Source organism: Kocuria atrinae (assembly GCF_039531425.1).
Taxonomy (GTDB): Bacteria; Actinomycetota; Actinomycetes; order Actinomycetales; family Micrococcaceae; genus Kocuria; species Kocuria atrinae.
This window is the reverse complement of record NZ_BAAAQA010000004.1, coordinates 145655-165585: the sequence shown is the minus strand read 5'-3', so window position 1 is coordinate 165585 and position 19931 is coordinate 145655. Positions and strand designations below refer to the sequence as shown.

18 protein-coding genes are annotated in these 19931 nt (G+C 64.8%); 7 read left to right on the top strand and 11 right to left on the bottom strand.

Going from position 1 to position 19931, the window contains the following annotated elements:
- Positions 1-4: 4 nt before the first annotated feature.
- A complete protein-coding gene (locus tag ABD283_RS03745; RefSeq protein WP_344223678.1) occupies positions 5-1399 on the bottom strand; it encodes an MFS transporter in 1395 nt (464 codons plus the stop codon).
- Between the two features lie 171 nt (positions 1400-1570).
- Here ABD283_RS03745 and ABD283_RS03740 point away from each other — a divergent pair, with 171 nt between their 5' ends.
- Entirely contained in the window at positions 1571-2233 is a 663-nt protein-coding gene (locus ABD283_RS03740) for a GntR family transcriptional regulator (protein WP_016997211.1), read from the top strand.
- A gap of 115 nt (positions 2234-2348) precedes the next feature.
- On the opposite strand, the gene ABD283_RS03735 is transcribed toward ABD283_RS03740, so the two are convergent.
- Genes ABD283_RS03735 through ABD283_RS03725 form a run of 3 tightly spaced genes read right to left on the bottom strand, consistent with a single transcriptional unit; the run spans position 2349 to position 8293 of the window.
- Positions 2349-3839, bottom strand: coding sequence for an NAD-dependent succinate-semialdehyde dehydrogenase (locus tag ABD283_RS03735; RefSeq protein ID WP_344223677.1), 1491 nt, complete (start codon positions 3837-3839; stop codon positions 2349-2351).
- A 33-nt stretch (positions 3840-3872) separates the two neighbouring features.
- Positions 3873-7007, bottom strand: coding sequence for an FAD-binding and (Fe-S)-binding domain-containing protein (locus ABD283_RS03730; RefSeq protein WP_344223676.1), 3135 nt, complete (start codon positions 7005-7007; stop codon positions 3873-3875).
- 8 nt (positions 7008-7015) lie between these two features.
- The gene (locus ABD283_RS03725) at positions 7016-8293 is read right to left on the bottom strand and encodes an aspartate aminotransferase family protein (RefSeq protein ID WP_344223675.1); all 1278 of its coding nucleotides are present in this window, start codon (positions 8291-8293) and stop codon (positions 7016-7018) included.
- 225 nt (positions 8294-8518) lie between these two features.
- Between ABD283_RS03725 and ABD283_RS03720 the strand changes: the two genes are divergently transcribed.
- The 3 genes from ABD283_RS03720 to ABD283_RS03710 all read left to right on the top strand — a co-directional run bounded on the left by ABD283_RS03720 (position 8519) and on the right by ABD283_RS03710 (position 10641).
- The gene (locus ABD283_RS03720; protein WP_344223674.1) at positions 8519-9469 is read left to right on the top strand and encodes a D-2-hydroxyacid dehydrogenase; all 951 of its coding nucleotides are present in this window, start codon (positions 8519-8521) and stop codon (positions 9467-9469) included.
- 477 nt (positions 9470-9946) lie between these two features.
- Positions 9947-10126, top strand: coding sequence for a hypothetical protein (locus tag ABD283_RS03715; RefSeq protein WP_095797624.1), 180 nt, complete (start codon positions 9947-9949; stop codon positions 10124-10126).
- A gap of 41 nt (positions 10127-10167) precedes the next feature.
- Entirely contained in the window at positions 10168-10641 is a 474-nt protein-coding gene (locus tag ABD283_RS03710; RefSeq protein ID WP_303381815.1) for a peroxiredoxin, read from the top strand.
- A gap of 192 nt (positions 10642-10833) precedes the next feature.
- Here the strand turns inward: ABD283_RS03710 and ABD283_RS03705 are convergent, their stop codons facing one another.
- The 4 genes from ABD283_RS03705 to ABD283_RS03690 all read right to left on the bottom strand — a co-directional run bounded on the left by ABD283_RS03705 (position 10834) and on the right by ABD283_RS03690 (position 14732).
- Positions 10834-11778, bottom strand: a complete 945-nt coding sequence (locus tag ABD283_RS03705; protein ID WP_344223727.1) for a glycine betaine ABC transporter substrate-binding protein — start codon at positions 11776-11778, stop codon at positions 10834-10836.
- Between the two features lie 110 nt (positions 11779-11888).
- Entirely contained in the window at positions 11889-12569 is a 681-nt protein-coding gene (locus tag ABD283_RS03700; protein WP_344223726.1) for an ABC transporter permease, read from the bottom strand.
- Between the two features lie 98 nt (positions 12570-12667).
- Complete coding sequence (locus ABD283_RS03695) at positions 12668-13987, bottom strand: ABC transporter ATP-binding protein (RefSeq protein WP_344223673.1); 1320 nt, start codon at positions 13985-13987, stop codon at positions 12668-12670.
- Positions 13988-13991: 4 nt separating this feature from the next.
- A complete protein-coding gene (locus tag ABD283_RS03690) occupies positions 13992-14732 on the bottom strand; it encodes an ABC transporter permease (protein ID WP_425552792.1) in 741 nt (246 codons plus the stop codon).
- Positions 14733-15041: 309 nt separating this feature from the next.
- Here ABD283_RS03690 and ABD283_RS03685 point away from each other — a divergent pair, with 309 nt between their 5' ends.
- Positions 15042-15596: a type 1 glutamine amidotransferase domain-containing protein gene (locus ABD283_RS03685; protein WP_344223672.1), complete on the top strand. Its 555-nt coding sequence runs from the start codon at positions 15042-15044 to the stop codon at positions 15594-15596.
- 143 nt (positions 15597-15739) lie between these two features.
- On the opposite strand, the gene ABD283_RS03680 is transcribed toward ABD283_RS03685, so the two are convergent.
- Positions 15740-16837, bottom strand: a complete 1098-nt coding sequence (locus tag ABD283_RS03680) for a pyridoxal-phosphate-dependent aminotransferase family protein (protein WP_344223671.1) — start codon at positions 16835-16837, stop codon at positions 15740-15742.
- Between the two features lie 48 nt (positions 16838-16885).
- Positions 16886-18124: an MFS transporter gene (locus ABD283_RS03675; RefSeq protein WP_344223670.1), complete on the bottom strand. Its 1239-nt coding sequence runs from the start codon at positions 18122-18124 to the stop codon at positions 16886-16888.
- 207 nt (positions 18125-18331) lie between these two features.
- On the opposite strand from ABD283_RS03675, the gene ABD283_RS03670 reads away from it, so the two are divergent.
- Complete coding sequence (locus ABD283_RS03670; RefSeq protein ID WP_344223669.1) at positions 18332-18751, top strand: phospholipase A2 family protein; 420 nt, start codon at positions 18332-18334, stop codon at positions 18749-18751.
- On the top strand, positions 18748-19233 hold the full coding sequence (locus ABD283_RS03665; RefSeq protein WP_344223668.1) for a hypothetical protein: 486 nt from the start codon (positions 18748-18750) through the stop codon (positions 19231-19233). The genes ABD283_RS03670 and ABD283_RS03665 overlap by 4 nt, the downstream gene beginning before the upstream one ends.
- Before the next feature lie 165 nt (positions 19234-19398).
- Here the strand turns inward: ABD283_RS03665 and ABD283_RS03660 are convergent, their stop codons facing one another.
- Positions 19399-19863: an SRPBCC family protein gene (locus ABD283_RS03660; protein ID WP_344223667.1), complete on the bottom strand. Its 465-nt coding sequence runs from the start codon at positions 19861-19863 to the stop codon at positions 19399-19401.
- Between the last annotated feature and the right edge of the window lie 68 nt (positions 19864-19931).

Here is a 19931-nt window from a genome sequence, read left to right as displayed (position 1 = left end):
CGAGCTATGACCTGGTGACCACGGGCATCTTGCCCGTCTCCGGAATTTCGGTACCGCGCAGCGACGCGCCCACGGTTTCCTTCATGAACTTGGCCGCGATCAGACCGATCACACACGCGCCCATCATGTAGAAGGCGGGGATCAACGGGTTGCCCGTGGACTCGATCAATGCCTCGTTGACCAACGGTGCAGTACCGCCGAAGATCGCGGTGGACACGTTGTAGGTGATGGCGAAGCCTGCGTAGCGCACCTGCGTGGGGAACATGGCCGGGAACGTGGCCGAGATACACGCCAGCTGCGGGATGTAGAGCAGACCCAGTACCGCGAAGCCCAGCAGCGCCCACCAGAAGCCGTTGGCCATGAGCATGTACATGGGAATCGACATCACGATCAGTCCGATGAGCGAGAAGTACCACATGGGTTTTCGTCCGAACTTGTCAGACAGCGTGCCGGCGAACGGAATCACGAGCATCATGGCGAACTGCGCAATGAACATGATGGTCAGCACCGTCTGCGCGGACATCTCCGTTTGCCCCTCCAGATAGGTGGGCATGTAACTCAGCAGGGTGTAGTTGACCACGTTCACGGACACGACCAGCCCGGACATGATGAGCATGGGTTGCCAGTAGGTAGTGACCAGTTCCTTGACGGCCATGCCCGCGGATTCCTCCGACTCACCGGCCTCTTCCAGCTCCAAGAACACGGGCGAGTCGGCCAGCTTGGAACGCAGATACAGACCGATCAGACCCATGGGGCCGGCCAGCAGGAACGGAATGCGCCATCCCCACTCCATCATGGCCTGGTTACCCAGGACGACCTCACCCATGAGCACGATCAGCGAACCGAGGGCGAAGCCACCCAACGTGCCGAACTCGAGGAAGCTGCCTAGAAAGCCTCGCTTCTTGTCCGGGGCGTACTCGGCCATGAACGTGGCTGCGCCGCCGTACTCCCCGCCGGTCGAGAATCCCTGAATCACGCGCAGCAGTACCAACAGGATGGGAGCCGCCAGGCCAATGGTTCCGTGGGTGGGCAAGAGTCCGATGCAGAACGTGGCACCGGCCATCAAGATGATGGTCAGCGCCAGGATCTTCTTTCGGCCCAGCCGGTCACCGAGCGGTCCCCAGAACAAACCACCCAGGGGGCGGACCAGGAAGGACAGGGCGAACGTACTCAGCGCCAGCAGGGTGCCGGCTTCACCCGGGAAGAAGTTCTGGGTGATGTAGACGACCGACACTGCATACACGCCGTAGTCGAACCACTCGGTGGCGTTACCGATCGCAGAGGCAGCCACCGCACGGCGAACCGTCTGGGCGTCCGGTTCCGGGTGGTGGGCGGCTCCGTCTGGAGTATTGGCGCCGCGTGGATCGTGCGGCGGATCAGCCTGGTGTTGCGAATTCATGGAACCCTCCATGGTGAATTCAGCGGGCACCTGATGGCGCACCGGCGCTCTACGGCCGTGACGCAAAAGACGCCCAAACCGTTTGATTGTCGACAATCCTACCCCTAGGCTTATCGGTACGTAAGACGTTGACCTGCAAACCCTTGTGTTTGCCCCGGACCGGAGGCCGCCATGCCCGGCAATCTGCTACGACCCGTGGTGCAAGAAACCACACCGTCACTGATCGCCCGGCAACTGCGACGAGCCATCGGTGACGGCGAACTGGCACCCGGCCAGCAGCTCAATGAAATGGAATTGAGCCGCTCCCTGGGCGTGAGCCGCGGCCCACTGCGCGAAGCCATGCAGCGCCTCACACAAGAAGGTCTCCTGCTCAGCGTGCGTAACCGCGGCGTGTTCGTCATCGAGGTCACCGACGACGACGTTCGCGACCTCTATCTCGCTCGGAACGCCGTGGAGCGCGCGGCCGCCGCGCGGGTCATCGCGGGCGACCCCGAGGCCGGTGCGGATCGACTGCTGGAAAAGGTCGACGAGATGTCCGCGGCCATCGAACGCGGAGACACTGCCGCGTTGACCGAGGCGGACGTCGCGTTCCACGAACTGCTCGTGGAGCTGTCCGAAAGTCCCCGTCTGATTCGCATGCACGACACCCTCATGGTGGAAACGCGCATGTGCATGACCGCGCTCGAAACCCGGTACGCGTCCCACAGTTTCCGCTTGGACGAGCACCGGGAGATCACCGAAGCCATCCGCGCGGCGGACGAGGCCCGCGTGGATCTGCTGCTCCTCGATCACATGCGCGACGCCGTAATGCGCCTCACCACCGAGGACGCGTAGCACGCAACCCAAGAGGCGCTCACCGGGCACAGGAGCTGCAGCACCAATCCACGCACGGCCCGACGCCGCGCCACGGCTCCGGGGCCCAGTGCCCCGGAACCGCATCGCACCGGCCTCAGGTGCGCGGCACGGCCACGTACTTGTACTCCAGGAACTCCTCGATCCCCACGCGGCCACCCTCGCGACCGAGCCCGGAGGCCTTCACACCACCGAACGGCGCGGCGGGGTTGGAGACGATGCCCGTGTTGAGTCCGACCATGCCGACCTCCAGAGCGTCGCTCACCCGGAAGCTGCGGTCCACGTCCTGCGTGAACAGGTAGCCCACGAGTCCCCACGGGGTGTCGTTGGCCATCTCGACCACTTCATCCTCCGAGTCGAAAGGGATCACGGGCGCCACGGGGCCGAAGATCTCCTCGGTCATCAACTGCGATCCCGGATCCACGCCGGAGAGCACGGTGGGGCTGTAGAAGAACCCGGGGCGATCAGGGCGGGAACCACCACATTCCACGGTGGCACCCTTGGCCACGGCGTCGTCCACGAGTTCCTGAACCTTGTCGAGAGCCTTGGCTTCGACCAGGGGCCCGACGTCGGTCCCGTCCTGAGCGCCGTCGCCCACCGACAACCTGCCCAGTCGCTCCGCGAGCTTTCTGGAGAACTCGTCCATGACCGAACTGTGGACGAACAAGCGGTTGGCCGCGGTGCAGGCCTCACCCATGTTCCGCATCTTGGCGGCCACTGCGCCGTCGACCGCGCGATCCAGGTCAGCGTCCTCGAAGACGATGAACGGCGCGTTACCGCCTAGTTCCATGGAGGAGCGCATCACGTGCTGCGCTGCTTGTTCCAGCAGGCGGACGCCCACATCTGTGGAACCCGTGAAACTGACCTTCCGGGCAATGCCGCTGGCCATCCACGGGCTCACCACCGAGGAGGCCTTCTTGGTGCACACCACGTTGAGCACACCGGCCGGAAGCCCCGCCTCGACCAGAATGTCGACCAGCGCCAGAGAGGACAGCGGCGTAAGGTTCGCGGGTTTGAACACCATGGTGCAGCCGGCGGCGATGGCCGGCCCGATCTTGCGCGTACCCATGGCCAGCGGGAAGTTCCACGGCGTGACCAGCACGCACGGACCCACGGGTTGTTTGGACACCATGATGCGATTCTTGCCGTCCCCGGTCATGGTCTGGTCCCCGCCGATGCGCACGGCTTCTTCGGAGAACCAGCGGAAGAACTCGGCGGCGTAGGCCACTTCTCCCTTGGCCTCGGGCAGCGGCTTACCCATTTCCGTGGTCATGATGAGAGCCAGCTCGTCCTGGCGTTCCATGATCAGGTCGTAGGCGCGGCGCAGGATCTCGCTGCGTTCCCGTGGCGGCGTAGCGGCCCATTCCTTCTGGACCCGTCCTGCGGTTTCAATGGCGCGCTGGGCGTCCTCAGGTCCGCCGTCAGCCACGGTGGCGATGACTTCTTCGGTTGCCGGATTGAGCACGTCAAAGCGAGCCCCGGAGGCGGCCTCACCCCACTGGCCGTTGATGAACGTGCCCGTGTTGACCGTGGCTACCGCGTCCAGGGCCGCCTGCGAGGTGCGGTGTTCGGTGGTGTGTGTGCTCATGGGAGTTCCTTCGTTCGAAGATGGCCAGTCATGTCAGGGCGAGCCCGGTGGTTGTGATTCAGTTGCCCCGGAGCTCGTATACCGAGGCTCACCGTCCGCTGCGGCTCGGCTGAAGGATCCGGGGTCCAGGATTTCGGCGATGTGCGTGCCACGTGCGCTGGGATCCAGTTGATTCACCTGCATTGCGCACGAGAATCCGTCCGTGAGCACCGCGGTGTCCGGTGCAGCCGCGCGCAAGGCCGGGGCCAGGGACGTTTCTGCGACCTTCATGCTGACCTCGTAATGTTCGGCCTCGAATCCGAAGTTTCCGGCCACTCCGCAGCAGCCATTCGCCTCGTTCACCTCGGCAACTCCCGCGGCCGCGAGCGCCCTGCGCTGCGTGGCGGGGCCGAACACCGAGTACTCGTGGCAATGGGTCTGCACGACGGCGCGCTGCGGCAGCGGCCGCGCCGGCTCTGCCAGCCTGTCCTGACCCGCCAGAGAAGTAATGTGCGCCGCGAAACTCGTGACCCTGCGCGACACCCGCTGCGCTTGCTCGGTGTGCACGAGTTCCGGCAGGTCCTTACGCAGGGCCGCCGCGCAACTGGGTTCGATGACCACGATGGGGTGGTCAGTTCCGTCATCCAATACCGACGCCGCGCGATTCAACATCTTCTTGGCGGTGCCCAACTGTCCCGTGGAGATCCACGTGAGCCCGCAGCACACATCCGCCGCGCACTCGACGTTTTCGCCCGCGCCGGCCAGAACTCGGGCGGCCGCTCCGGCGACCTCGGGTCGGAAACCGCGAGTGAAGGTGTCCACGAACAGCACGGCGCCACGGGAAGGGTCGCCGCCGGTCGAGGAACTACTCGATGTGGCACTGCTGGGAGAGGTGGGGCCGGACGTCGAACCGTCGGACGTGGAATCCGACAGGCCTCCAGAACCGTCGCGTGGAAGGGTGCGAGCGGCGTCGTTGGTCTCGCGGCGCGACCGCCCGGTGCGAGCGGCATCGTCGACCTCGGTACGCCACTGCCCCGCACGCGCGAACTTCGGCAGCGCGCGGCGCGTGGTGAGACCGCCGAGCCACGCGGCGGCCTTGCCCAGCGGCGTGGTCAGAACGGCATTGACGAGCGGTGCGATCCTGCCCGCGATCTTGAGCCAGCGCGGCAGCCACCCCAGGGAGTAGTGCGAGCGCGGACGGATCCGGCCCGCGTAGTAATGGTCGAAGAATTCGGACTTGTAGGTGGCCATGTCCACGCCCGCGGGGCAGTCCGTGGCGCAGGCCTTGCAGGAGAGGCACAGGTCGAGGGTCTCGCGCACGTCGTCGGACTTCCACCCTTCGGACACGGTGGCGGCTCCGCGCACCATGTCCTGGAGGACTCTGGCCCGCCCGCGCGTCGAGTCTTTCTCGTCATGGGTTGCGCGGAAGCTCGGGCACATCACGCCGCCGCTGTCCGCGCGGCAGCGCCCCACACCAATGCAACCTTGGACCGCGTGCACCCAGGGATCGGGTTGGGCAGCGTGCCCGGACTCGCGGGCGGTTTCCGCCGCGCCCGCGGGTTGCAGATCGAAGCTGGTGTGCCATTCCCGGTCCGGCACACCTTGGAGGGCCAGGTGCGCGTCGATGGGTTCCGGATCCACGATCGATCCTGGGTTCAGCAGCCCCGTGGGGTCCCACGCGCGCCGGAACGCAGCAAAGGCCTCGAGTACCTCGGGCGAATACATGATGGGCAACAACGCGGAGCGGGCGCGGCCGTCGCCGTGTTCCCCGGACAAAGAGCCGCCGTGGCGAACCACCAGGTGGGCGGCATCCCGGGTGAACTTCCGGTATACCTCGCGCCCGGCTTCGGTGCGCAGGTCGAACGTGATGCGAATGTGCATGCACCCGGCGCCGAAGTGCCCGTACATCACACCGTCCAGGTCGTAGTCCCCCATGAGTTCACGCAGTTCGGCCAGGTAGTCGGCCAGTTTTTCAGGGGCCACCGCGGAATCTTCCCAGCCCGGCCAGGATTCTCCGCCCGTGGACAGCCGGGACGAGAGTCCGGCGCCGTCCTCGCGCACCCGCCACAGGTTCGCGCGTTCCTCCGGGTCGGGAACAGCGATGCCTTCCACAAGCCGACCGTTCTCGCTCAGCCGCTCCAGCAACTCATCCGCCTGCGCATTGACGGCGTCTTCCGTGTCGCCGTCCAGGTCCACGAACAACCACGCATTGCCCTCGGGCAGACCCGTGACGGAATCGGGCCCGCGCCGCCAACGCATGGTCTCCACAATGGCCTTATCGGTTCCCTCGACCGCCGCGGGCGAGAACTCGAGGATCGTGGTCACGTCCCGAGCGGCATCAACCACCGTGTCGTAGCCCAGGCACACCAGCAGCGCACTCGCGGGTTTGGGCACCAATCGCATGCGAGCGCCCACGATCAAGGCGCAGGTCCCCTCGGATCCCACAAGCGCCCGAGCCACGTTGAAACCCTTTTCGGGCAGCAGATTCTGCAGGTGGTATCCCGAGACTTGGCGCGGGATTTGGCCGAGTTCCAGCCGGAATGCAGCCAGGTGTTCGCGGGCCAGCTCCCGCAGTTCACGGCTCAATTCCTCCGCACGCATCACCGATGCCCTGTCGGTCGGGTCCGTGGCGCGCAGCTCGCTCGCGGTGGCCGTCAGCCGTGCCCCGTCCGAAGTCACTACGTCGATCTCGATCGTGTGATCGCTGGTCCGTCCGTACCGCACGGAGTGGTTGCCACACGCGTCGTTGCCGATCGCGCCGCCCACGGTAGCGCGATTCTTGGAGGACGGATCCGGGGCGAAGGTCAGCTTGCCGCCCGTCGCGGCCTCGACCTCGCGGGTCAGATTCGCCAGCACCACACCGGGTTCCACCGCGACGGTTCCGGCCTCCCGGTCCACCTCCAGGATCCGGTCCATGTGGCGCGAAAAATCGACGACGACGCCGCGCCCCACCGCATTGCCCGCCATGGACGTTCCGCCGCCCCGGCTGACAACGGGGGTGCGAGTTGCCGCGCAGGCGCGCACGGTAGCGACCACGTCATCCACGGCGCGCGGAAAGACGACGGCGAGGGGTCGCACACGGTAGTTGGAGGCATCGTAGGCGTACTCGGAGGTGCGGCGCTCGGAGGGGTCGACCTCAATTCCCACTTCGCGAAGTCGGGTGACCACCGGAATTGCTGCGGGCGTCATGGGCGCCCTCAGTTCCCGGCAGCCGAGCCAGCAGACGCCGTGACGGCGGCCAGAGCGGCGTCGAACCGTTCGAGGCCCTGCTCGATCTCGCGTTCGGTGACCACGAGCGCGGGGATCAACCGAACCACGTTGCCCGCGGGCCCACAGGTGAGCGTGAGGAGGTCCTGGTCGGTTGTGGCCTGCTGCACCGCAGCGGCGGTGGCGGCATCCGGTGAGCCGTCCGGGGCGGTGAACTCGATGCCCTGCATCAGGCCAAGCCCGCGCACGTTACCAATCACCGGATAGCGGGACTGGATGTCCAGAAGTCCGGCTTGGAGTTGGTCGCCGCGGACCCGGGAGTTCTCGACAAGACCTTCGTCCTCCACAACCTGAAGGGTGGCCACGCCCGCCGCCGCGGAGACCGCGTTGCCGCCGTAGGTGCCACCCTGCGAACCGGGCCAGCCCTTGGACATGAGCTCGTTCGACGCGGCGATGGCCGAGATCGGGAAGCCCGAGGCTATGCCCTTGGCCATGATCTGGATATCCGGCAGCGCGGTGGAGTGTTGGTGTCCCCAGTACTTGCCGGTGCGCCCGACCCCGGCTTGCACCTCGTCGAAGATCAGGAGGATGTCGTGGCGGTCGGCTCGTTCGCGCAGTCCCTCGAGGAATCGCGGGGGCGTGGGGATGTAGCCGCCGTCCCCCAGCGCCGGTTCGATCAGGAACGCCGCGGTGTCATTGGGGGCCGTGCGCGTGGTCAGCAGGTAGTCGAGCTCCTGCAACGCAAAGCCCACGGCCGTGTCCTGATCCCAGCCGTAGCGGTAGGCGTACGGGAACGCGGACATGTGTACGCCGGACATCAGCGGCGAGAAGCCGGCCGAGAACTTGGTACCTGCGGTCGTCAAGGATGCCGCCGCCACCGTGCGACCGTGGAACCCACCCTGGAACACCACGATGTTGGGGCGGCCCGTGGCCATACGAGCCAACCGGACCGCGGCTTCGACAGCCTCCGAGCCGGAGTTGGCGAAGAACAGAGAGTCCAATCCCGCGGGCAGCACCTCACCCAGTTTCTCCGTGAACGCCAACAGCGGCTTGTGCAGCACGGTGGTGTATTGCGCGTGGATCACCTTGCCCACTTGCTCCCGGGCCGCTTCCACCACCTTGGGGTGGCAGTGACCGGTGCTCGTCACCCCGATGCCCGTGGTGAAGTCCAGGTACTCCCGGCCGTCCGTGCCATAGATCCAACTTCCCAGGGCGTGATCGACCACAACGGGAGTTGCCTGCTTCAGGAGAGGACTCAGAGATGTCATGGGTCACATTGTCCCGGCGTAATCGAATGATTGTCAACAATCAGAGGATTGCTCTAGGGTGCAAGTGTGGAGCCGAAAAAAACACCCGAAAACCACCCGGACAACACATCAAGCACCGCCGGGCCGCCAGCTCGCGCACCTCAGGGCACCGGCAATACGAAGCGGGCAACCCTGGCAAGCGACGCCGCCGCCGGGAGCGAGCGACGTCGGCGCCCAAAACTCGTAGTGCTCACCTCCCCCGGCGTCCCCGACCTACCCAATGCGCGGGAGATCGAGACACTGGCCGAGGTCGTCTACGCGGACGCGGACCGACTACCGGAAGCCCTACCCGGCGCGCAGGTATTACTGGTCTGGGATTTCTTCTCCACAGCCCTGCGGGACGCGTGGCAGTCCGCAACGGACCTCGAGTGGATCCACGTGGCGGCGGCCGGCGTGGATTCGTTGCTGTTCGACGAACTCCGCGTCTCGGACATCACGGTGACCAATGCCCACAGCGCCTTTGACGTGCCCATTGCCGAGTTCGTGCTCGCCTCGATCCTGGCCCACGACAAGCAACTGCACCGCAGCAAGGAACTGCAACGCGAGGCGGAATGGCAGCATCGCGAACTCCAGCAGACCGCGAGGCAGCGGGCACTAGTGGTTGGCACCGGCGGCATCGGCCGCGCCACCGCCCGACTGTTGAGTGCGGCAGGATTGAAGGTCACGGGTGCGGGACGCACCGGTCGCGAGCGCGACGAGGATTTCGGGACGGTCATCGCCAGCTCGGACCTCGCGGACCACGTGGGCGAGGTCGACCACCTGGTGCTGATCGCGCCCCTGACCAACGCCACGCGGGGACTACTGAACAGTGAAGTCCTCCATCGCATGAAACCGTCAGCGCACGTGGTCAACGTGGGACGCGGAGCGCTCGTGGACGAACCGGCGCTGGTCAATGCATTGCGAGAAGAACGCATAGCGGCGGTGTCGTTGGATGTCTTCGAGCACGAACCCCTCCCCCGCGACCACCCGTTCTGGGCCATGCCCAACGTGCACATGTCTGCGCACATGAGCGGGGATGTGGTCGGCTGGCAAACCACCCTGGCGGAACAGTTCGAGGACAACCTGGGCCGCTGGTTGCACGGCAAGACCCTGAAGAACCAGGTCGACAAGCACCTGGGGTACGTGCGCAGCCACTAGAGGGGCTCGTGTACGGCCAGGACTATTCATAGCCAGACCGTGGCTGCAATGCGCGGCATCCCTCGCGCTACCGCACCCCCCAGCAGTGTGGAGTGAGGAACCTACAGCCCCGCAGTCTTAGGTGATGAACATGCAGAAAAAGTGCGCTCAAGCTGCACTTCCTTCCCCTGGCGCTTCGCAGCCGCCTTTTCCTCACACGAGGCTTCCCCGCATCGAAATCTCACGCCACACTGCCCACGCCATGGCGCATCGACACCTCAGGCGCCGATGCCGGATGCCGTCGCCCCGCCGCCCGATGTGCACATAGCAGCTAGTCAGAGCCTCAACACCATCTTTCGGGCAGCCGACCCACGGGGTCTTTCCTGCGCACCCGCGCAATACCACGAAATTTTTCGGCAAACCTCTTGACCTGTGACCCAGCTTACAGTATATTTCGTATTACGGAAAACAGCTTCCGGATGATGAAAGGAATGAGAAATGTCGAACGCACCTGCCACTGCAGCCCACGTGTCCTACTTCAAGTACACCGGCGATACGCTGGACCCGGATTTCTCCGCCGGTAGCAGCAAGATCGAGAACCGTTCCGCTGAGATGTGGACTCTGGCCGTATCTGCTGCTTGCATCGGAGCAGCACTGTCCCGGATCCTGACCCGCTGATCGCGGATCCCGCCGGAACCACCAAACACCTAGGAGCAACCATGTCCCGCGAACTCGCTACGGGCGACACCGCCCCCGCCCTCAACCTCACCGCACACGACGGCAACACCGTGAATCTCGGTGAACAGAACGAGCGCAGCGCAGTGGTGTACTTCTACCCCAAGGCGTTCACGCCGGGGTGCACCACCGAGGCATGCGACTTCCGCGACAACCTGGCCGCCATCAAGGGCCTGGGTTACGACGTGTACGGAGTCTCCGGGGACAGCCCGGAAGAACTCAACCGTTTCGTGGAGGAGTACCACCTCCCCTACACGCTTCTTTCCGATCCCGATCACGCAGCCGCCAAGGAATGGGGCGCATGGGGTGAACGCACCATCAACGGTGAAACCTCCGAGGGCCCCCTGCGTTCCACGTTCGTCGTGAACGCAGACGGCACGCTCGCGAACGCCGAATACCGCGTCGATGCGAAGGGACACGTGGGTCGTCTCGTGTCCGAATTGTCCAACGGTTCCTGAGAACCGTCACTAATCTCCGCCCGGACAGTGGCCTCCTGGACGGACGGAAATAGCGGCAGCCGCCTTCGGGCGGCTGCCGCCCCTTTTAACCGTTCATCTGTCTTACGACGACGCCGCGCCCTTGGCATTCAGACTCCGCTCTCAGACCCGGGCTGACCCCGGAAAGGTGATGGGAGCTCGGACCCGCGCCGATCAGTCCTCGGCAGTAATGAGGCCTTCGGAAACCATCCAGTCGTAGGCCACGTCCACGGGTTCCTGACCTTCCACATCCACCTTGAGGTTCAACTGGCGCATGGTCTCATCGGTCAACAGCGGTGAGACCTGGTCAAAGACTTCCTGCAGTTGCGGGTACTCCTCCAGAGTCTCCGAGTTGAACACCGGTGCCGCGTTGTACGCCGGGAAGAAGTTGCGATCGTCCTCCAGGACGGTCAGCTCCAGGGCGTCGATGCGACCATCGGTTGTGAAAACTTCACCGAAGTTGCAGTCGCCATCATCGGTCGCCGTGTACACAGCGCCCGTGTCGTACACGCCGATGTTGCCGTCCGGAATGCCGTTGGAGGATCCCCGCGGAATGTCGTAGGTCTCCAGCATGGGATCCAAGCCGTCCTGCCGGGAGTTGAACTCCGCCTCCACGCACAGCGTCCGCTCGGCCACGGGCAGGCTCCCGATCTGTGAGAGCTTGGAAATGTTGCCCAGTTCGGGCACCGCCTCGCTACGCACCGCGAATGCGTACGTGTTGTTCAGCGGCGCGGGCCTGCCCCATGTGAGTCCGTTCTCCAGGTCCGCGTCATGCATAGCCTGCCACTGTTCTTCCTTGTCCGGGATGCCGGTGGCGTTACCCATGTAAGTGATCCACGCGGTTCCCGTGTACTCGTAGGTGAAGTCCCCCTCGCCCGAAACCATCAGTTCGCGCACCGGCTGGCTTCCGGGCACATTGGTGAAGTCCTCCACCTCGAATCCCGCGGCCTCTGCGGTCATCACGGCGATCTTGCCCAGGATGAGTTGCTCGGTGAAGTTCTTACTCACCACCGTCACCTGGGCGTCCTCGGGCAGTCCCTCCACAGGTTGGATCTCGCCCGGTTGTACCTCCGGCACGAACGACGTGGCCGGTTGCAGCCCACATCCCGCCAACAACATCACAGACGGTGCCGCACCGATTCCGGCAACGGCGCGCGTCGGCTTACTTTTCGACGACGCCGCCCCGGCCACCGGTCGTTGCGCTCCTTGCGTTCGTTTCGACGTTGCCATCACAGTCCCTTCGGGCGCGCGACGTGTTCCACGAAGCGCCCCAGCCAATCCACGAGCAGTGCCAAGAGTGCGACCAGCAGAGAGCCCGCGATCAGCACCTTGATCAAGTTCAGGTTTACGCCCGTGGTAATCAGAATTCCCAGTCCACCGCCGTTGATGAACGTGGCTAGCGTTGCGGTTCCGACCAGCAACACCAGAGCGGTGCGAATACCGGAGAGCATGACCGGCACCGCCAGCGGAAGTTCCACTCTGAAAAGCACAGCCGCCGCGCTCATACCCATTCCGCGTCCGGCCTCCACAAGCCGTTCATCCACCTGTTGCAGGCCCACCATGGTGTTGCGCAACACCGGTAGAACCGCATATGCCACCAGCGCGACGACCGCCGCGGTGAAGCCGAAGCCCAGCCAGAAGGACAACAACACCACCAGCCCGATGGCCGGTGCCGCCTGTCCGATGTTGGCCACCACGAGCACGGGTCCGGTCAGTTTTCGCAGCGGCCCACGGGTGAGCAGGATGCCCAGCGGAATCGCGATGAGCAGGACCAGTGCGGCTGCCACGGCGGTGAGTTTCAGGTGCTCCCACGTGTAGCCCCATAGGGCGTCGGGTGCCAGGGTCGCGCGTTCGGTGTCGGTCAGATCGCCGAATGCCAACCACGCGAACAGTGCCGCAATGCCCACCATGATGACAGCGAGCTGAATCCACAGCCCCTTGGACGAACCTCCCGCGACCGCCGCGGTGGTCGAGACGGCATCCGGGTTCGTTACGCCGGTGGTTGCACTCACGGCCGATCCCTCGTTTCTGCCACGTTATCCCTGCCGACGTCGCCCCGACTCGTTGCGCTCGAGTCGTCCCCGTGCTCGTCCCGCGGGGCACGCTGGCCCTCAGCCGGGGTTCGAGTGGAGTCGTCGGAGGCGCCCGCCGCCGTGGAACCGGCGGTGGCGGCGTCGTCGGCAACTTCCGGAAGGGATCCGGTGTTGAGGCCCACCGGTGCATCGCCGCCGCCCTGGGCTGCGGCTTGCCCGGTGGAGATGGCGTCCATCACCGTGTTGACCGTGATCAGGCCGGTGAACACGTCTCGTCGACCAGCGACCAGTGCGGCTCCGGTGCTCGCGACCAGCATCGCGTCCAAGGCATCGTTGAGCGTGGACTGTTCGTTGACGAGAGGCAGGTTGGGGTCCGTAGCGTCCGAGATGACCTGCATGCGTGAGAGCTGGCGCTGCGACAACCATTGAATGGCGCGCCCGCGGGAGTCCAGGATCACCACGTTCTGCTGACTTGCTTCCTCAAGTCGAGCGATGATCGTTTCCGGTGACTCGCCGGGGGTAGCGGTGACGGCTTCCTGCTGCTCGACTTCGTGCACCCGGTTGAGCGTGAGTTGCTTGAGACCCGCACCGGAGCCGATGAAGTTCTCCACGAACTCGTTGTTCGGATTCGCCAGAATACGTTCGGGAGAGTCGTACTGCTCGATCTGGGCGCCCTCGTTGAAGATGGCGATCCAGTCGCCGAGCTTCACGGCCTCGTCAAAGTCGTGGGTCACACAAACGATGGTTTTCTGCAGCTCTGCCTGGATGTTGAGCAACTCGTTCTGCAGGCGCTGCCGGGTGATGGGGTCCACCGCACCGAACGGCTCGTCCATGAGCAGGACGGGCGGATCTGCGGCGAGCGCACGGGCCACGCCAATGCGCTGCTGCTGGCCACCGGAAAGTTCTTTGGGATAGCGGTTGCGGTAGGTTTTCGGGTCCAGGGACACCAGTTCAAGGAGCTCGTCCACGCGGGCGGCAATGCGGCCCTTGTCCCACCCGAGCATCTTGGGGACCAAACCGATGTTGGCCGCCACACTCATGTGCGGGAACAGACCGCCGGCCTGGATCACGTAACCGATCTGACGGCGGAGCTTGTCGCCGTTCATGTCCGTGACGTTGTCCCCGTTGATCACGATTGACCCGTCCGTGGGCTCGATCAGACGATTGATCATCTTCAGCGTGGTGGTCTTACCGCAACCGGAGGGACCCACGAGCATCACGATGCTGCCCGCAGGGATTTCCATGGTGAGACCGCCCACGGCCGGCTTGGCCTGTCCGGGGTACTGCTTGGTCACCTGATCAAGCAGGATGGACGCGCCGCTGACCTTCTCGGCGGAGTTCTGGATGGTTTGTGTTTCGGACGCGGATACCTCGCGAGGTTGTCAGACGGCTCAGGACCACCAGCAGGAGGTCCAAGATGATGGCCAGCAGGATGACACCGACGACTCCCACCACCACGGATTCGAAGGCGTTGGCCCCGCCCAGGCGGGAGAGACCGGAGAAAATGAAGCCACCCAGGCCGGGGCCCAGGGTGTAGGCGGCCACGGCGGCAATGCCCATGACCATCTGGGCAGACACGCGAATGCCCGCCAGGATGATGGGCCACGCCATGGGCAGTTCCACGGTGGCCAGGGTGCGGAAACGGCTCATGCCAATACCGCGAGCGGATTCGACCACGGAGGCGGGAATGCTGTTCAACCCCACCACCGCGTTACGGAGGATGGGCAGGGTCGCGAAGAACGTGACCACGATGACCGCTGGAACCACACCGAACCCGAACGGCGCGATCAGTAGACCGATCAGAGCGAAGGACGGAATGGTGAGGCCCATGGCCGAGACCCCGTTGGCCAGCGCACTGGCCGTCCTACTCCGGTAGACCAATGCGGACAGCACCACGGCCAGAACGGTGGCCAGCACAAGGCACTGCACCACCAGGCTGAAATGCTGCCACGAGGCGAACAAAATCTGTTGTTGACTATCTCTGACGAAATCCCACACGCGCGTACCGTCCCCACCCTCCCCGCAGGCAGAGGGCTGCATCGTCCATAGTGGTCAGATTGCTGTTGAATCCCACGCAGGTTAGGGCCGATTTAGCGCATTCTTGTGTATTACGACATACGTTCTTCGTATCGTGACCCGTTCGTGACCTTAAGGGCCGGGGTCCTGAATGAGGCCGAGCCTCCTCGACGAGATCGCACCGGCAGACAGCGAGGTCGCCGGCAGCCTTCGCAATCGAGTGTTCTCGGGGCCGGCCGTGTCGCTCATAGCGGACAGCCCGCGAATCTTCTTGCCAACGTCGCCGCGCGGTGGAACCGTAGAACCATAATCACATTGAAAGGAGCCTTACCAATGGCTGACTTGACCGGTAAGAAGATTCTCTCGCTGCAGACCAACCGCGGCGTGGAGCAGGACGAGTTGAAGGTTCCCCTGGAAAAGCTGCGCGAAGCGGGTGCCACCGTCACCGTTGCATCGCAGGAGACCGGCGAGATCCAGAGCCTCGTGGGCGACTGGGATCTGGGTGAGACGTTCCCCGTGGATCAGACCATCGCGGACGTGAACGAGTCCGAGTACGACCTGTTGCTGCTGCCCGGCGGCACGCTCAACGCGGATACCCTGCGCCTTGATGAGGATGCCCAGAAGATCGCCAAGGCGTTCGCTTCCTCTGGCCGCCCCGTCGCGTCCATCTGTCACGGCCCGTGGTTGCTGGTGGAGACCGGCCTGGTGGACGGCAAGACCCTGACCTCCTACGACTCCGTCAAGGTCGACATCACCAACGCCGGCGGCACCTGGGTGGATGAGCCCATGAAGCGCTGCCCCGCCAAGGACTGGGTGCTCATTACCTCGCGTAACCCCGGTGACCTGGAACCGTTCGTCCAGGCCATCAAGGATGAATTGAGCGCCTGAGGTCACTGACCGGATCACCTGGCTGAGCCCTAGTCAGAGTTGATCCAAATCAGAACCAAAGCTGCCCCGGCCGCGTCACGCGACCGGGGCAGCTTTCTTGGTCATGATTGTGCCGGACAGGATCTGGCCGGCAGTCGCCCGCGCTACTTGCCGAGCACGTCCTTCAATGCGCCCAGGATGAGCGCCACGGAATCCGGCGCGGCATTGGGGCCCATCAGTCCGATACGCCACACGGTGCTCGCGAACTCCTTGACGCCGGCACCGATCTCCAGGTTGTACTTCTCGAGGAGCTCCTTACGGACCGCCGCGGAGTCCACGCCTTCCGGAACCTTGACGGTGGTCAGCTCGGGCAGGCGATACCCCTCCGCGGCGAACAGCTCGAGGCCCATGGCCTCGAGTCCGTCCTGGAGCGCCTGGCCTGCGGCGTAGTGACGGTCGCGAACGGCGTCGAGACCCTCACCCAGAATGCGCTGCAGCCCCGCGTCCAGGGACGCGATCATGGCCACCGGAGCGGTGTGGTGGTAAGTGCGCGAGGCGCTGCCGGAGGTTTCCCCCACGTAGCCGCCCAGCATGCCAAGGTCCAAGTACCACGAGCGCGGGTTCTCCACGCGGCGCTCCCACGCACGGTCGGACACTGTGAAGGGCGCCAGACCGGGGGCCACACCCAGGCACTTCTGGGTGCCGGCGTACCCGATATCGATGCCCCATTCATCGGCCTTCAGCTCGATGCCGCCGATCGAGGTTACGGCGTCCACGAGGAGCAACGCGTCGCCCTTGATCGCACCGAGGGCAGCGATGTCAGAACGCGCACCCGTTGAGGTCTCCGCGTGAACGGCGGCGATGATCGCGGGGTTCGGGTGCGCCTCGGCCACCTTCTGAGCGTCCACGGGCTGGCCGAATGGGAAGTCCACCCGAACCACCTCGGCACCACAGCGTGCTGCGACATCGCACATGCGCTCACCGAATAAACCATTGACCGCGACAACCACCACGTCACCGGGGTTCACGAAGTTCACGAACGCCGCTTCCATACCCGCCGAGCCGGTGGCCGAGATCGGCAACGTGCGGCGATTGGAGGTTCCCCACACCTGGCGCAGACCATCGCATGCACGGTCCATGATCTCCAGGAACTGCGGGTCCAAGTGGCCGATGAGCGGCCGGGCGAGGGCCTCGGTGGCTTCCGGGTACGGGTTGGACGGGCCGGGGCCGAACAAGTGGCGAACGGTCAACGTGTTGGTCATGCGGGGCCTCCTCAGGCTGTCCACGTGTGGGTTTTGTCTCGTTCAACCCTAGTCGGCGCTGGGCTGCACGGTTTCCGGTGTGACGGGGCGGCGCAGGAACAGCACGGTCAGCGCGAGCGCCACCACGATCAGCGCGCCCACGAAGGCCACCACACCGTTCCACCCGAAGTTGGTGAGGAACAGCCCGGCCGCGTAACCAAAAACGGAGGAGCCACCGTAATAGAACAGCGTGTACAACGAGGACGCCTGGGCGCGCCCCACGGTGGCTCGCGCGGGCACCCAGCCGTTAGCCACGGAATGGGCGGCGAAGAAGCCCGCGGTGAAAATCAGCAGTCCCACCACCACTGCGGGCAGCCAAGGAATCAGCATCATGAGCAACCCGCCCAGCGTGATCAGGGACGAAATGATCAGGACCTTCCTGCGGCCGTGACGCGCGGCAATCCGCCCCGCCTCGGTCGAGGACCACGTGCCGGACAGATACGACAGGAACAGCACCGACACGATCGACTGGGGTACGTTGTACGGCTCCTCCCCCAGGTGGAAACCGATGAAGTTGTACACGGCCACGAACCCGCCCATGAGCAAGAATCCCTGCATGTACAAGGACACGAGTCCGGGGTCCTTGAGGTTGACCAGCAACCGTTCGAAGAGTCCACCTTGCCCACCGAGGCGAACCGATTGCGGGGTGAACCCTCGTTGCCTGGGTGCTAACAGGATGAAGGCCACAGCGGCCCCGGCGGCATAAATCGCCACGACCATGGTGCCGGCACGCCAGCCCCAGAAGTCAGCGACCGGTGCGGCCACGATACGACCCGAGAGCCCTCCCAGGGTGGTGCCCGAAATGTAGCTGCCCGCCGCAACCGCGGCGTGCAACGGGTTCACTTCCTCCGCCAGATAGGCCATGGCCACGGAGGGAATACCGCCCAGCGCCATGCCCTCCAGGAATCTCATTCCCACGAGCAGTTCGAAGCTCGGCATGAACGTCATAGTTACGCCCAGAATGGTTGCCGCGATGACTGCCGCCACCATGGTGGTCCGGCGGCCGAACCTGTCCGACATCAGCGACCACGGGATCACCGCGACCGCCAAACCCAGTGTGGCCGCCGAAACCGCCAAGGATGCCTGCGCGGCGTCGATGTGCAGTTCTCTGGCCATGATGGGGAGGACCGCCTGCACGGAATACAGCTGCGCGAAGGTTGCGATCCCCGCGCAGAGCAACGCGATCAGAATCCTCTTGTACCCGGAGCTGCCTCGCTCATAGCCTTCCCACACTCCGCCGGCCTGCATGCTGAGGCGCTCCCTTTCACATTGATGCCGCTGCAAACTTCCTGGACCAGGGTACGCCTCGTTCCGTGGGCCCCGGGCGCCCAGCACCGGACAGAACAACACATCTGTTTCCCTCGGGTAGCCACAGCCCCTACAGTATGAACACATCATCTAGTTCAACTTGGGGGAGTCGAACTCATGAGATCTTCACGGGGACCATTCTGGGCTGTGACAGTCATTCCACTAGTCATGGGCACGGTGCTGTTCACCGCGGTGGGGGCCGCGGTGGCCGCACCCACGACCACACCGGACGTGTCGGACACACCGGATGCGGAGTCTGACCTGGCCTCATCCGCGTCTCCGAGCCAAGACCCCTTGCGGGAACGCACGGGCATCTCGGCCGGGATTCCAATCTGGGGCAACTGGTGCGGACCCGGTCACGGCGGTGGGGAGCCGCAAGGCACCTTCGACACGCTGTGCATGCGCCACGACCGGTGCTACATCGACAGCGGCTACTTCGGCTGTCTGTGCGACGCGCACTTCCGCGCCGAAATCCACCGGTTCGGGCCTCAAATGGAAACCGACGAACGCGTGGTCGCCGCGGCCACCACCGTCTGGTTCACGGTCTCACCGTGTGTGCCGCGATGAGCCACTTCGCTGCGCAACCAAACGCGAGGTCTCGTGCCGCTCGAGCCGCTGAACCTCTGTCAGATCAGCCCCGCCCCGCCACGTCCCGGCGAGAAGCCCGCGAAGCATCACGGCAGGCAGCATCCCCGCCCGCATCCCGACCGGCTTCCCGGCGTGCTGCACGGCGTGATTCCGGTTCCGGACCTCGCCATTCGGCGCGTAACCACCGTCCAGCTCACGGCGAGCGCGGTCATTACTCGTCGCGGCTCACGGTGATCATGTTCTTCGTGGCGGTGGGGATCACGTTGTTCCTGCCGTTCGGCCAGTACATGGGTCCGTGGTTACCGCTGGTCCTGCTGGGGGTTCCGTTCCTCGCGGGCGGGTGTGGCACGGGGTGCGCCGTTCTTTGCAATCGCCCGGGGTGGGGCATCGCCAATTTGGCCGTCGCGATCCTCTACCTGCCGCTGTTGTTCGTGCTGATCACGGTGATCAGCGGCCCCTAGCCGGGTCGCCCATGGAGACCGGCCCGTGGGTGCTGCGCCTCGCGACGCCCGAGACTTCGCGCGGTCAATGAGCTGAAGCACAAGGACGACGCCGCCCGGCCCCCGCGCTGTGCGGGCGACCGAGCGGCGTCGTCATCTCGTCTCAGGAACTGCGGAAGTGGAGCTTTACTTGTCGCTCACCGCAGCGGCGAGGTTCTCCAGGGATTCCTCGAGTACGGACTCCGGGAACACCGGGAAGCTCAGCTTCTTGAGCAGCTTGTGGTGCACGTCCGACCAGGAGTAGGTCAGCGTGACCTGGGTGGAATCCGGTCCCTGCGGCTGGAGTTCGTACATCCACTCCCAACCGTTGTGCTCGATGGGGGTGCCCTCCTGGCAGGGCTTCCACGCGATCAGCTTGTTGGGATCGAAGCCGGTGACGTGGTTCTCCATTTTGTAGTCACCGCCCATGGCTTCCGCGTTCATGTTCATGACGAACACGTCCCCGGTCTGCTGGATGCGCTGGTCCGTGCCGGACACCACGGTGCCCGATCCATCCACCTGCGGGTGCTTGGCGGGCAGGGAGAGTACTTCGAAGATGTCCTCTGCCGGGGCGTCGATGACCCGGCTGGCGCTGATGCTGGTCTCGCTCATGAAAACCTCTTTCTGCGATGGGTTCTGCGACTAACTGGTTTCAACCCTAGGCGCTGCCCGCCCCGCCA